Source organism: Flavobacterium sp. T12S277, from assembly GCF_048514875.1.
Classification (GTDB): Bacteria; Bacteroidota; Bacteroidia; order Flavobacteriales; family Flavobacteriaceae; genus Flavobacterium.
This window is the reverse complement of the sequence record NZ_JBLYEG010000002.1, coordinates 234,655-248,925: the sequence shown is the minus strand read 5'-3', so window position 1 is coordinate 248,925 and position 14,271 is coordinate 234,655. Positions and strand designations below refer to the sequence as shown.

Annotated in this window: 14 protein-coding genes; 3 read left to right on the top strand and 11 right to left on the bottom strand. The window is 38.2% G+C overall.

Annotated elements, in window-relative coordinates:
• Window positions 1-8: 8 nt before the first annotated feature.
• Entirely contained in the window at window positions 9-1,091 is a 1,083-nt protein-coding gene (dinB, locus tag ACN1CN_RS05295; RefSeq protein ID WP_419134905.1) for a DNA polymerase IV, read from the top strand.
• A gap of 99 nt (window positions 1,092-1,190) precedes the next feature.
• Window positions 1,191-1,688, top strand: coding sequence for a PAS domain-containing protein (locus ACN1CN_RS05290; RefSeq protein ID WP_419134904.1), 498 nt, complete (start codon window positions 1,191-1,193; stop codon window positions 1,686-1,688).
• Between the two features lie 126 nt (window positions 1,689-1,814).
• On the opposite strand, the gene ACN1CN_RS05285 is transcribed toward ACN1CN_RS05290, so the two are convergent.
• The 9 genes from ACN1CN_RS05285 to ACN1CN_RS05245 form a co-directional block, all read right to left on the bottom strand.
• Window positions 1,815-3,419, bottom strand: a complete 1,605-nt coding sequence (locus ACN1CN_RS05285; protein ID WP_419134903.1) for a fumarate hydratase — start codon at window positions 3,417-3,419, stop codon at window positions 1,815-1,817.
• A gap of 71 nt (window positions 3,420-3,490) precedes the next feature.
• Complete coding sequence (locus tag ACN1CN_RS05280) at window positions 3,491-4,225, bottom strand: hypothetical protein (RefSeq protein WP_419134902.1); 735 nt, start codon at window positions 4,223-4,225, stop codon at window positions 3,491-3,493.
• A gap of 189 nt (window positions 4,226-4,414) precedes the next feature.
• Window positions 4,415-5,854 carry a nucleoside recognition domain-containing protein gene (locus tag ACN1CN_RS05275; RefSeq protein WP_264525722.1) on the bottom strand — a complete coding sequence of 480 codons (1,440 nt, stop codon included), beginning with the start codon at window positions 5,852-5,854 and terminating at the stop codon, window positions 4,415-4,417.
• A gap of 110 nt (window positions 5,855-5,964) precedes the next feature.
• On the bottom strand, window positions 5,965-7,038 hold the full coding sequence (locus ACN1CN_RS05270) for a winged helix DNA-binding domain-containing protein (protein ID WP_419134901.1): 1,074 nt from the start codon (window positions 7,036-7,038) through the stop codon (window positions 5,965-5,967).
• 11 nt (window positions 7,039-7,049) lie between these two features.
• Window positions 7,050-7,763 (bottom strand): 3'-5' exonuclease, encoded by a 714-nt coding sequence (locus ACN1CN_RS05265; RefSeq protein WP_264525720.1) that lies wholly within the window; start codon window positions 7,761-7,763, stop codon window positions 7,050-7,052.
• Between the two features lie 172 nt (window positions 7,764-7,935).
• Window positions 7,936-8,412: a methylated-DNA--[protein]-cysteine S-methyltransferase gene (locus ACN1CN_RS05260; RefSeq protein ID WP_419134900.1), complete on the bottom strand. Its 477-nt coding sequence runs from the start codon at window positions 8,410-8,412 to the stop codon at window positions 7,936-7,938.
• 163 nt (window positions 8,413-8,575) lie between these two features.
• On the bottom strand, window positions 8,576-9,400 hold the full coding sequence (locus ACN1CN_RS05255; protein WP_419134899.1) for an NAD-dependent epimerase/dehydratase family protein: 825 nt from the start codon (window positions 9,398-9,400) through the stop codon (window positions 8,576-8,578).
• 100 nt (window positions 9,401-9,500) lie between these two features.
• Window positions 9,501-9,950, bottom strand: a complete 450-nt coding sequence (locus tag ACN1CN_RS05250) for an N-acetyltransferase family protein (protein WP_419134898.1) — start codon at window positions 9,948-9,950, stop codon at window positions 9,501-9,503.
• Entirely contained in the window at window positions 9,935-10,837 is a 903-nt protein-coding gene (locus ACN1CN_RS05245) for a LysR family transcriptional regulator (protein WP_419134897.1), read from the bottom strand. The genes ACN1CN_RS05250 and ACN1CN_RS05245 overlap by 16 nt, the downstream gene beginning before the upstream one ends.
• Window positions 10,838-10,984: 147 nt before the next feature.
• On the opposite strand from ACN1CN_RS05245, the gene ACN1CN_RS05240 reads away from it, so the two are divergent.
• A complete protein-coding gene (locus tag ACN1CN_RS05240; RefSeq protein WP_419134896.1) occupies window positions 10,985-11,380 on the top strand; it encodes a rhodanese-like domain-containing protein in 396 nt (131 codons plus the stop codon).
• A gap of 54 nt (window positions 11,381-11,434) precedes the next feature.
• Here the strand turns inward: ACN1CN_RS05240 and ACN1CN_RS05235 are convergent, their stop codons facing one another.
• On the bottom strand, window positions 11,435-11,854 hold the full coding sequence (locus ACN1CN_RS05235; protein WP_419134895.1) for an SRPBCC family protein: 420 nt from the start codon (window positions 11,852-11,854) through the stop codon (window positions 11,435-11,437).
• Window positions 11,855-11,865: 11 nt separating this feature from the next.
• The gene (locus ACN1CN_RS05230) at window positions 11,866-14,271 is read right to left on the bottom strand and encodes a M28 family peptidase (protein WP_419134894.1); all 2,406 of its coding nucleotides are present in this window, start codon (window positions 14,269-14,271) and stop codon (window positions 11,866-11,868) included.

Here is a 14,271-nt window from a genome sequence, read left to right as displayed (position 1 = left end):
TTTGTAACATGTCCGAAACCCCAATATATCGAAAAATCATTCATATTGATATGGATGCTTTTTATGCTTCGGTAGAGCAGATGGATAATCCGGCTTTACGCGGGAAACCTGTGGCTGTTGGCGGATCAGAGAATAGGGGTGTCGTTTCGGCGGCAAGTTACGAAGCCAGAAAATTTGGTGTACGAAGTGCGATAAGTGGTGTTTTGGCTAAAAAATATTGTCCGGAAATTATCTTTGTCCGTCCGCGTTTTGATCGCTACAAGGAGATTTCGGGTAAAATTCATAAAATATTTCATGACTACACCGATCTCGTTGAGCCTCTTTCGCTTGACGAAGCTTACCTTGATGTAACGCAAAATAAAAAAGGCAATCCCAGCGCAAGTCTGCTCGCACAGGAAATCAGGCTCCGAATTTTGAATGAGGTTGGACTCACAGCTTCAGCAGGAATTTCGGTGAACAAGTTTGTAGCCAAGATCGCATCAGATGTCAACAAACCAAACGGACAAAAAACAGTCAATCCCGATGAGGTTTTGGCTTTTCTCGAAGAACTGCCTATTCGGAAGTTTTACGGCGTTGGGAAAGTGACAACAGAGAAAATGTACCAACTGGGTATTTTTACAGGAGCAGATCTTAAAAGTAAAGAGCTGGAGTTTCTGGAAAAACATTTTGGGAAATCGGGTGCCTTTTATTACAATGTGGTTCGGGGAGTTCATAACAGTGAGGTTAAAGCGTCTCGTGTCACTAAATCAGTTGCGGCGGAACATACCTTTGATGTTAATTTATCGTCAGAGATTTTTATGTTGGAACAGCTCGAAAAAATTGCGGGATCTCTAGAGAGACGATTAAAGAAGTACAATATATCGGGTAAGACGGTAACGCTCAAAATCAAATACAGCGATTTTACGCAACAAACCCGAAGTAAAACATTGCCTTACTTTATTTCCGATAAAAGTTTGATTCTGGAGACCGTTGAGGAGCTTTTGTATCAGGAACGAATGAAAGATTCGGTTCGGTTATTGGGAATTTCCCTGAACAATTTAAATACCGAAGAAAAGAAGGCCGTAGTGGTCCAACTTAAATTTTCCTTTTAATTGCATTAAAGAATAATTAAATTATGCAATTTGTTCTTTTGTGAGGAATTTTCTCTCTACCTTTGAGAGAAGGAGTATATTAATATTGAATCATTCGCAATGAAAACTAATAAATCAGAAGAAGTTTCTCATCGTAATTCAGTCCCAATTATGGCGTGGGATTTTCATTGTGAACATTTGAAAGAATTGAAAGCTATTCTTACAGATGTAAAGAAAGTGAACAAAATTTCGAGTCAGTTTTCGTGGGATACAAATAAGCTGGAGATCGAAGAGCGAATGAAGAAAGAAGTTGTTGTTGTTACCGATTTAGAGCTAAAGATCATTTTTGCTTCAAACGGAATCAGAAGAATGACAGGTTACAGGGAAGAAGAAGTTTTGGGTAAAACACCCAAGATGTTTCAAGGCCCCGCTACTTCTAAGGCTGTTCTTAAAGAAATTAAAACGGCGATCCAAAAGCAAATTCCTTTTGAAAAAACGTTAGAAAACTATAGAAAAGACGGCCGTACCTATAAGTGTAAAATTAATGCAAGTCCTGTTTTTAATGTAAAGGGCCAATTGTCTCATTTTATCGCTTTTGAAAGTGAGGATTTGGATTAAGGTACTGAGGTGCTGAGGAACAAAGGAGCTAGTACTTAGTAAAAAACAAAAACCGCCCGAAGGCGGTTTTTTTTATTGTTTAAGAAAACTTAGAACCTTAGTGCCTCAGCACCTTAGAACCTCATTTTAAAGATTTTCAAAGAAATCATTCCCTTTATCATCAGTAATAATAAAAGCCGGGAAATCTTTAACGGTGATTTTACGAACTGCTTCCATTCCTAATTCTTCAAAATCTACCACTTCAACTTTTAGAATGTTATCCTGTGCTAAAATAGCGGCAGGACCACCAATAGATCCCAAATAGAATCCACCATATTTTTGACAGGCATCTGTCACTTGTTTGGTACGGTTTCCTTTGGCTAACATAATCATGCTGCCTCCATGTTTTTGAAATTCATCTACATAAACGTCCATACGTCCTGCAGTTGTTGGTCCAAAACTTCCTGAGGCCATTCCTTCCGGAGTTTTTGCAGGTCCGGCGTAATAAACCGGATGATTTTTAAAGTATTCCGGCATTGGTTTACCGGCTTCAAGTAATTCCATGATTTTGGCGTGTGCAATATCACGGGCTACAATTACAGTTCCGTTTAGTTTTAAACGTGTTTTAATTGGATATTGTGTCAACTTGGCCAAAATATCAGCCATTGGCATATTCAGGTCAATTTCAACAGGAGCTTCTAAGTGTGGAGCTGTTTCCGGTAAAAATTGTTTCGGATTTACTTCTAATTGTTCTACGAAAATTCCGTCTTTCGTAATTTTTCCTTTAATATTTCTGTCTGCTGAACAAGAAACTCCCAATCCAACCGGGCAGGAAGCAGCGTGACGCGGCAAACGGATTACACGAACGTCATGTGTGAAATATTTTCCGCCAAACTGAGCACCAATAGCGCTCTCCTGACAGATTTTCTGAACACGTTGTTCCCATTCTAAATCACGGAATGCCTGACCAGCCATATTTCCAGAAGTAGGCAGATGATCGTAATAACCGGCAGATGCTTTTTTAACAGCGCTTAGATTCGCTTCCGCAGAAGTTCCTCCAATTACTAAAGCCAAGTGGTACGGAGGGCAAGCTGATGTTCCTAAATCTTTAATCTTTGTGCGAATGAAAGCATCCATGGATTTATCATTCAGTAAAGATTTTGTTTGTTGGTATAAATAGGTTTTATTAGCTGATCCACCGCCTTTTGCCATAAATAAAAACTCATATGAAGTTCCTTTTTTAGCATAAATGTCAATTTGTGCCGGAAGATTCGAACCTGAATTTTTTTCTTCAAACATCGAAATCGGTACTATTTGAGAATAACGGAGGTTGCGTTTTTGGTAAGTATTGAAAATCCCTCTGCTCAACCATTCAGCATCATCAACACCTGTAAAAATACTTTCTCCTTTTTTAGCCATTACGATAGCCGTTCCGGTATCCTGACAGCTTGGTAACTGACCTTCGGCAGCAACCGATGCATTTTGTAATAAATTGTAAGCTACAAAACGGTCATTGTCTGTGGCTTCCGGGTCATCAAGAATGTTTCTTAGTTTTTGCAAATGTGTAGTTCGCAACATGAATGAAACATCTGTAAGGGCTTCTTCAGCCAATAATTCTAATCCTTTTGGGTCAACGGTTAAAACTTCACGTTGTCCAAATTGCTCTACTTTTACAAAATCAGAGGTGATTTTGCGGTATTGCGTATCATCCTTCAAAATAGGATAAGGGTCCTGGTATATAAAATCAATCATTGCTTTGTTTTTTACAAAGTTAGAAATTATTTACCTAAGAAAGAATTTGAATAAGCCTTGTTTTTACTCCTTTACTTTTGATTGTGGAAATCATCAAAACTCATTTTTTTCTCAAAATAATTCTTGTCTTTTACCGAAAGTAACTGCTTCTTCCAATGATTTCCGCTTAAGCGAAAAACAGTTGAGTCAGAATAGGTAACTGTTCCCATATTCTCATCATTATCATCCGGTTCAAAAGCAACAGTTTTGCAATAGAATGATTCGGGATTGCTTTTTGCACCAGTATTTCCGAATTCAACCCAGCTGCCCCATCCACTGTCAGACATGCTGTACCATTCATGAACCAATTGCAGACTGCTGTTTTTTAAGTAATACAAATAGTTGTTTTGCGTATAACCACAAGCTGGATATCCAAAATGAATTTGTATAAAAGGAGAATTTTGGATGCTTTCCTGACCCAGTCCGTAAATAACACTCCATTCGGATCCTTCATCAATTCCTTTAATACTAAGTTTTGTATCGGCAGTTTTGGTTTTATTAAAATAAAAATCAAGTTGGTATTTCCCCGTTACAAGACTGTCCTTATCCATTTTTCGATCTAACAAATGCGCCAGTATATAATGATCTTTTGACATTTCACCATCGGTATAAACCAAAAGGGTATCCGTTTTTAAGAAGTTTTCTTTAGAAACATGGGATTCAGATTTTTTTTCTGAATTCGTTTTGTCCGTTTGAATCTGAGAAACTGGTTTTGGTTTTTGACAGGCGATTAAAAGCGATAAAAGAAAAAGGTATTGTGGCTTCATGGTTAAGAAACTTTGAAAAATTATGGATTAATTAATAGCATTGTGAGACCATAAATTGAGCCTATAAAAGAAAGCCATTTGAACAAAAATAACACCCATTTTCTCGTGTTATCGATATCCATTTTAGATTTTTTATAGTTGTAATCCCATTCAGGATTTTTTTTTACGAATTATGCAATTGTGGTCATATTAAAAAAACCAGCTGGCTACAAAAATGGCAGCAATCACACAAATAAAATCAACCAATAACATGGTGGTAAGCGCGTATCGGGTGTTTTTAATGTTTACCGATCCAAAGTAAACCGCAATTACATAAAAAGTAGTTTCGGCACTACATTGGAAAATACTGCTTAAACGGCCTGTAAGTGAATCTGCTCCGAAGGTACTCATCGAATCCAGTAAAAAACCTCTGGAACCTCCTGAACTGAAAGGTCTAAGTAATGCAACCGGTAAAGCGTTTATGATTTCAGAACTTACGCCAATACTGCTAAAGATAAAACCGATTCCGTTACTGATAATTTCAAACAGTCCGCTATTTCTAAAAAGAGAGATGGCGACCAGCATTCCAAGAACATAAGGGAAAATTTTAACTCCGGTTTTCAGACCATTGTTTGCGCCAACAACGAAAGTATCAAACATTGTAGTGTCTTGTGCTGTGAATTTTTTCTCATGAATGAAGGAGAAAATCAGTGTAATACCAATGATTCCAACTAACATCAATCCTGAAAGATTAGAAGTGAAATAGTTTTTTCCGATTAAATCTAAATGATTTACATAGAACAACAGTCCAATGATGGCCGCAATAATGGCCATTAAGGCGAGTACTAATGAAGCGCTTTTGAAGTTTATTTTTTGTCTGATTCCAACAATTAGGAATGCTGCGATGGTTCCGATTAACGAAGTGATGATACAAGGAAGCATCACATCGGCCGGATTCGCTGCATTGGCTGCGGCACGGTATCCTATAATTGAAGTCGGAATTAGGGTTAAACCCGAGGCGTGCAGACACATAAACATAATTTGTGCATCACTTGCTTTGTCTTTTTCGACATTCAGTTCTTGTAAACTCTCCATTGCTTTCAGTCCAAATGGAGTGGCGGCCGAATCTAAACCAAGAAAGTTAGCGGCAAAGTTTAAGGTCATATACGATATCGAAGGGTGATTTTTGGGAACGGTAGGAAATACTTTGGTAAACATCGGGCTCAGGAATCTCGCTAGTTTTTCGGAAGCCCCTGAGATAATTAAAAGCTCCATTAACCCACAGAAAAAGGCTAAGTAGGCAATTAATGGAATGATGATGTCGATCAGAGTACTTTTGCAGGTTGGCAATAAACCGTCTGACTTTTGTACGCCGCTGTAAATTTTTACGGTTTTGTTTTTGTAAACATAAGTGGTATCAGGGTTGGTTAAGTCCCTGTTTACAATCATGGTTTTATCTTCTTTTAAGTCGATGCTGTCTCTTACAAAAGCAGGAATTTGTTCCAGATATTTTTCAGATACCAGAATTGGATCGTCTTTTTGTCCGTTCAAAATAAAATCGAGAGTGTAACTGTTTCCAGTAAATAAGCTCACTACCACAAATAAAATTGAAGACACAAAGATCGCTAACCAAAATCTGCTCAATACCATAATTAAATTTTTTTGTAAATGTAATTATTTAACCCTAAAACGAGCAAGGATTTTAAAGCCGAAACGAGAAGTATTTGATGGAAAGTACCATCGTTTTGTGAAATTTGGAATTATTCAATTAGAATTTTGGTTCCTAAATACGTTTCAAAAGATTTAATGCCTTCAAACAACACTGCCTTTTTATGGTTTTCAGTTTCATTAAAAAACTGCGTTTCTATTTTGGTGTGCTCTTTTTTGATGGTGCGTTTCCAGATCCCGATAACTTTGCTGTTCTCCATAATTATGGGTTTGAAAATACCATTGTTCGTAAAAGCTTTCGACTGATGTTCGGGTAGAATGGAAGCTTCACGAGTTTTATACGAAATTAAAATCTCATCAAAAGCCGGCAGAAAATGAACGCTTTCGCGGAAGTTATCCTCGGGAGGCAGCTCCTTTTTAAACCAATAGATCTGATTGTCAACGGTAATAGAGTTTAATTGCAATTCAATTGCATTAATGATATTTTTGCAGCTGGTAGGAGAAAAACCCGACCACCAGGAAAAATCAAGAAGCGTAGCAGGACCGTGACTTTCAAAGTAGTTTAGCGCTAGTTTCGCCAGGCCTTCTTCTTCTGTTAGTTTGGTCTGCGGTTTGGGAACTCTTTCTTCCAGTAAGGCATAGGTTTGTTGCTTTCCTTTCATTTTTCCGTTACAGACTAAACCATCCAGTTCAGCATACATCATTATGGGACCGGATAAATGATCATGGCCGGAGGTCTTAGTGATATCAAGTTCCTGCATGATTTCTTCACGTGTCAAATGATTGTTCCCGACCAGTATTTTTTCGATAGAAGCATTCATCTGATCTAATTTCCGGACATCGTAACCAAATTTTTTAACATAGGAAGTTACAATGCGTTTCACTTGTGGTCCGGAAATGTCCAACATCCAGTAAATATCATCGGCAGCGACAAAATGCCAGGTTGGTCTTAAGATATGGGTTCGGATGATTTGTGCTGAATTAATAGCTTCTTCGATCTCTTTTTCCGAAGCATTGCAACGGGAGCCAATGGCCCATTTTGCCATCGCATAGTCCTGAGCCTGCATCGCGCCTAAGTGCTTTACAATTTCTTTTGGTGAGCTTTCAGTCGTTTTATGAAGTTTTTGAGAAATAAGTCGGAGTTGAGCTATTTTTGAATACGTCATTTAAAGCAGAATTAGACATGAATAATTTCATCATCAATTAATAAATCTTCCCGGCGCAAACGCAGAAAAATTTGAGCTACAGCAATTGTGTCTTTTTCACAATAGGTTACAATACGGTCGATATCTTTCTCGACATAAAAAACATGTGCGACCTGACTGCCGTCGATATCGCCTTTTGGAGAAGGAACTCCCAGAATTTTGGTCAGTAGTTTTAAGGAAGTAAAGTGTTTGTAATCGCCAAACTTCCACAATTCTAAAGTATCTAAATGCGCTACTTCCCAGGGCTTTTTTCCAAACAAATTAAGTTTGTCCGGAATGGCAATCTGGTTGATAATCATACGTCGTGCAATAAACGGAATGTCAAACTCTTTGGCATTGTGTCCGCACAACAAATGTTGCGGTTTATCGAAATGATTGTTGATCAGATTATTGAAATCGCGCAGGATCTTCTTTTCGTCTCCAAAAAAAGAGGTCACTCTAAAATTTCTAATATCGCCTTTGATGGTAAAATAACCAACCGAAATACAGACAATTTTACCAAATTCAGCCCAGATTCCGGCACGTTCATAAAACTCTTCGGGAGTAAAATCGTCTTTGCGCTGGTATTGTGTCTTGTGATCCCAAAGTGATTGCATTTCTGCGTCAAGCGAATTGAAATTCTCCTCTTCGGGTACCGTTTCTATATCAAGGAAAAGGATATTGTTAAGATTTATTTTTTCAATCATTATTGAGACGTCTTAGAATTTTAGACATTTAGATTTATAAAAGTACACAAATGATTTCAAAAATAAGAAATAGCTTATGTTTTTAAAGCTGTGGTGCTGTTTTTTTGTGATTCATTTTCGTTAAAGTAGGGTCAAAATAAAGCGACAATCATTTAAGTTTATCGAAAAAGAACTAAAACAAACTTTGCTGTGTACTGGGATTTTCATGTTCGAGCAGCCATTTCTTGCGGGACAAACCACCGGCATAACCTGTTAAAGAACCATTGGTGCCAATAACACGATGGCAGGGAACCACAATCCACAACGGATTTTTACCATTTGCCGAGGCAACAGCCCGAATCGCCTTTACATCACCCAGTTTCTTGGTTTGATCCATATAGCTCACGGTCTTTCCGAATGGAATTTCTAATAATGATTTCCATACTTTTTGTTGGAAGTCGGTTCCTTTAGGATTTAGTTTTAAATCGAAATCGGTTCTTTTACCCTCAAAATACTCCTGAAGCTGCGAAACAGCAGCTTGTAAAACCTCGGGAATAGTTGGAGAAACCTCAGTTGTTCCGACATCTGAAACAGAGATTACAGCAATACCCTCCTCATCTCCAACAATTTTGGTGATTCCTAATGGTGAATGGATATAAGCTGTTTCCATAGTTTTTAATCGAAATAGGGTAAAGGTTTACACAAAGTTCGTAAAGTTTTTTTAATAATGTAAGTTATGCAGGTAATTTTAGTTTTGGTAAACGATTGTCACCCGAGCGGAGTTGAAGGCTTGTGAAAAGGTTTCGACTTTGCTCAGCCGGATAGGAGTTTTTTTAGTAATTGTCTAATCTAAATTGATAGTTTAAAACAGCTTCAATTTTCTCACTTGAAATAATCTTCTGAATATTGGATTGTTGTGTACTGAATTGTGGCGCAACAAGATTTAGACTTTTCGCTTTTTGACTGTAATATTCTTCTCTTGTGGGGTGAAAAGGGGCGACCGCATTAAAAACGGCATTCCATTTCGACTGCTTTATGATTTCTTCGATGATGCTGATACAGTCGTTTTGATGTATGAGGTTCACGGGAGCATCTGGGTTTTCGAGGTTCTCTTTTCCGGCCAGAAATTTTACCGGATGACGATCTTCTCCAATCAAGCCGCCAAAACGCAGTATAGTGGTGGTAAAGTTTTGGTTTTTTTGGAGTAAAGCTTCCGCTAAAAGCAATTGTTTGCCGCTTTCGGTTTCCGGATTCGGGAGAGTTTCTTCGGTGATCGTTCCATTGTCATTTCCGTAAACTGCGGTCGAACTTACAAAGAGCACTTTTTTTACAGCTGATTTTTCTAAAAACGGGATCAGGTTTTCAATTTTTCGAACAAAAACCTTCTCGGACGGAGTCGGAAGATTGGGGCTTTTTTCTCTTAATTTGGGCGGAATATCAATAATCAGAATCTCGCTTTCCGCCAGGAAATTAGTGATGCTGTCTGAAACACTTTCGCTTTCAAGCGTAACCAGGAAAGCCTTTATTCCCGATGCTTCTAAAATCGGAAGTTTGTTTTCGGAAGTCGTTGATCCGCTTACCGAATTTTCTTTATCCATTAGCTTTTTCGCCAGAGGCCATCCCAGCCAGCCACATCCTAAAATACTGATTTGTGTCATTTTTCGTTTAAAGTCGCAAAGGTACAGTCTTTCATCGCTACAAAGAATTAAAACCAGAACTTACTGGAATTTTTTCTTTACCTCTTTGCGGATTAGAATATTAGAGATCCAAAGTAAATCGCACCTTGTCTTTCCCTTTTGCGCCCATTCTGTGATAGAATTTGATGGCTCTTTCGTTAAACTGAGGGGTTTGCCATTGCATATTGACGCAATTGTTTTCTTTTCCAATTTGTTTTAGTTTCTCAATTAGAATTTCGCCAATACCAAAACTTCTGGCTTCTTCTTCCAGAAACAAACAGTCCATATAAAGAAAAGTTGCGGCATTCCAGGTGGAGAAGTCAAACGTAAAGGAAGCATAACCTACAATCGTATCTTTTGTTGCAACGACCAGACAATGCAATTTTGGCCGATCGCCAAACAAAACTTCTTTTAACTTATTTTCTTTTCCTTCCGGAGAAAACACAGCTTTTTCATATTCTGCATGTTTTTGGCATAAAACCACCAGTTTTGGTAAGTCAGCTGGTTCACAGTTTCTTATTGAATATTCCATTGAAGATTGATTTCGTTTTGTAAAAAAGTGATGAAGCGATGAAAGTAATCCGGATATTCCTGATTTTCCCGAATCGCTATAAAGTGTTTTCTTTTTAAACCGTTTTTTCCAATTTTTACAGCTTTTATTGGATTGTTTTTTAAATGGGGTAACAAAGCCCATTTTGCCATTGACATTACGCCCATATCGGCTTTGACCATTTCGAGCGATGCTTCTGTAAGCGGCAGGGCAGTTATTTTTCGGGGAGTTATCCTGGCGGGAGCCAGTACAAACTGATGTATCGTAACCGTTTCCATCGGAAAGGAGTGAATGAGTAAATGTTCGTCGATAAAATCTTCGGCTACCACATATTTTTTGGTTGCCCAGGCATGGTTTTCAGAAACTGCCATGACCATTTCATCCTGAAAAAGCTCAATATATCGAATGTTGTTGTCTTTGATCTGATCGCTGATTACGGCAATATCGATGGTGTTTTCCAGTAATTTTTGTATCGGAATATGGGTTGCTTCGGTTACAATTTTAAGTTCGACGTTTGGATATAAAAGATGGAATTGTTTTAAAACCGACGGCAGCCAGTGGTAACTCGAAAAACATTCGGTGCTAATTCTGATTTCACCGTATTCTCCATAAACCATTTGTTTGATTTGCAATTCGGTTTGTGAGAGTTTGTCCAGAATTTCATTGGCAAGTTCGTAGATCTTTTCTCCCGCTTTGGTCAGCACCAGTTTTTTATTGGTGCGCAGAAAAATGGCGGTTCCCAATTGGTATTCGGCTTCTTTAAGCTGATGACTCAAAGCCGATTGTGTCAAATGCAACTTGTCAATTGCTTTAGTGATGCTTCCTTCTTCAACAATTGCTTTTATTAATCGTAAATGACGTATTTCCATTTTTTTAGGGAATTAGAAGTACAAAGAAACAAAATTTCAGGATCGCTTTTCTATGAAAAAAAGTAATCAAGTGAATGAATTCTTTTCGTTTTTATGGAAAGAGCGGTTGCGCTATATTTGAAAAACTAAAACATTAAAACTGTAAAAATGGAAGCACAGATTCAACACTATGAGAATAAGCTGACCTTCGAAATGGATCCGTCTGATTTGTTTGATGCCTTGAATAATGGAGAGAAAGTAATCGCAATTGACGCCCGTAAAGCTTTTGGGTTTGAAGCAGAACACATTCCGACAGCGATCAATATTCCGCATCGTGAAATGACGACTGAAAGCACCCAACATCTGGACAAGGAGGTTTTATATGTGACTTATTGTGATGGAATTGGCTGTAATGCTTCGACAAAAGGAGCCTTGAACATGGCAAAACTTGGTTTTAAAGTAAAAGAACTAATTGGAGGAATCGAGTGGTGGAAGTTTGACGGTTATGCCACTGAGGGGACAAACGGTATACAAACAGGTTTGAAAATGGAATGTGCCTGCTAAAAGAAAAAGGCAAACCTTATGTAAAGTTTGCCTTTATTATTTTAAAACTCATTTTTAGGATTCGATTAAAGCTTTTAATGCTTGTAAAATGGGGTTTTCTTCGCCTTGAGGTTTTTCCTGAACCGCTCCGGGACGATGGTCTTCCTGAACAATTTCGAGTTTTGTTTTCTGATTTTCCTCCGTTAGAATATAACTCATGATGAAGTAATTCTCGGGCTTGTCTTCTAATTCCGGTCTTGGAAAAAATAAAGAATATTTGATTTTCTGATTCGGAATAACTTCCAGAACCGTTCCCCATTGCTCAAAAACCTGGCCCTCCCATTCATTTCTAAATCTGATTTCGTTACCAATTTTCCAATCCGTAATTAAATCGCTGCCATATTGCCATTGTTTGACCAGTTCTGGCTGAGTCAGGGTGTTCCAGACTTTCTCTAACGGAGCATTTAACAGAATTGTAGAAATGTTTGTTGCCATAATAAGTGGTTTTATTGCGGTTTAACAATTGGTTTTGCAAGAGGTTTTAAGCTGTCTTTTTTTACGACAGTGCTGTCTTTTGCTATTGTTGCAGGTACAGGAGCAGTTACCGCTGCCGTGTATCGTTTTATTTTCTGCTGAATCAATACAGCATCATTTAAAACAAATGGCGTTGGCATCATCCAGTCGCTTCTCGGTTTTACTTTAAGCAACGGATTTGTCATTAAATCAAACGAACTTTCTATCAGGTCCATGTCAAGAACAGATGATTTGTTAATGTAGAATTCCATCACCAGAGGTTCGTTGCCTACCACATAGTAGGATAATATTTTCATACCATTACGCTCCAGACGGTTTCCTTTTTGCCCTAAAGTTGTAACTCCATTGGCTTTAAAATTGAAAAAGGTCATTTTTGGATTGGCATAAATATCGTAACGATTTACCTTTCTGTTTGGGGTGATTTTTATTTTTAAATAGCGGTTATTGCCCACCACACTATCTTTTAAGAAGGCAATTGTTGGTTTTGCAAGAGGTATAACAGGCGCAATTGCGCTATAAGTAAAACCTGAACTGTATTTACTGGCTATTGGTAATGTATTTAATCCAACCGCTTTCTGATTTGTTTGTCCTAAATATGTTTTGGTCCAATCGTCTAAATTGACATCGTAGGTTGCCCATGTAGCAGAATTAGTATTGGCATTATAAACGTATAACAAACTGTTTGATTTTGCTTTTCGGTGTTCGTAGTCGGAATGATATCCTGCATAAACAAAAAAGCCAATGGAAACCGCAAAGAAAAAGATCGTCCAGATCCCTTTTTTAGCAAACGGGCCAAAGATGGGCAATACCAATCCGAAAAGCAGTACAGTAAGTATAGCACTCACAAAAAGGATTTTTAATCCAAGACCAACCGGAAACATTACGATAAAAGGCGCTATGATAACGAATGCCGGAATACTAAACAGCAGGTTAAGTCCCAAACTGTAATGCTGGGTAAGAACAAAAATTGCGAACAGAAGGATACCAAAATATACCGGTATAATCAGAAAACCTGCACCCGTTAAGCTGTTCGCGGCAAATGCATTAATAATGATCCAGAGTAGCAGCGGTGCTACAAAATGGTTCATGGTAATTTTAGCTTCTGAAAAATGGTGGTAGAAGGCAAACGAAATGGCAATACTAAGCGTTACAAAAGCACCAATATAGGCGTGGCCATTGTAAGTAAAGCCATTTAGCAGATCAGAATATTGCGGATAGATTTGCAAAATAATTTTCCATCCCAAAAAGGTTACCAGACCCGCTATCACGATCGATCCCAATAACGGAACAAATCCTTTGAATATTTCTCTGAAAGTGATGACACGTTTGGCTTTTCCAATAAAAATGAAGAGAACCAATAATCCCAAAGCAATAATGGTCATCGGTAATACCCATGAAAAAGGATAACTGATGAAGGAGAACGGAGCGCTGAAGTAAACATAATCTTCAGTTGATGTTGTCGCATTTAGATCGGTATTGGAAAAGTATTTTAACAAAGGCATCAGGTAAGTTCCCTGGTGTGCCAGTGTGGTTTTGCTTAGGTGCTGTACATCATCCTGCTGGGTGTGGTAGTTGTAATGACCGTCGATAAAAGCAAAGTTGAATCCCTGAATGTTTCCTTGTTCTCTGAAAACCGTCAAGTCGGTATCGTTTGGGAGCATTTTGTAGATGCTGTACATTAACGAATTGGAGACAGGGTAAGTCGTTTTTGCATTTGAAAATTCTTCAACCAATGCCTTGTTTCCTTTGTTGGTTTCCATTAACATATAACTTGGTCCTGAAGAGCCTCTGGCTTCAAAATTAAGCACCAAACCTACGTCTTTTGCCCATGGATGGTTGTTTACAAAAAGTGCCGCGCCATTTAAACCCAATTCTTCAGCATCTGAAAAAAGAATGATGATGTCATTTTTATGAGGTTGTTTGGCATACAAGAAAGCGCGGATTCCCTCTAGTATAGTTGCAACACCCGAAGCGTCGTCACCTGCACCTTTTGAGAAAGAATGTGGCGCACTGTCATAATGAGAGAGCAGCAAAAGTGCTTTGGTATTGTTGGTTCCTTTGATGCGGGCAAGTATATTTTTTGATTTTACCAATATTCCCCAATCATTTAACGTAAAACCTTCCTGAACACTGGTTTCGAGTCCAATTCGGTTGAGTTCCAGTTTAAGATAATTGGCCACCAGTTCGTGATTAAGTGAACCTACATAGTGCGGTTTTTGAGCAATAATTTTGACTTGACTTAAAGCCCGGTCCGTTGAAAATTCAGCAAGGGCTTCATCTCCCTTGGAAATTAACTGCGGCATCATTGTGGCGTATATAATACTAAGAATGGCAAGAATGCAAATTACGGCTAGAATTGAGGTCTGGTTTTTTTTCAT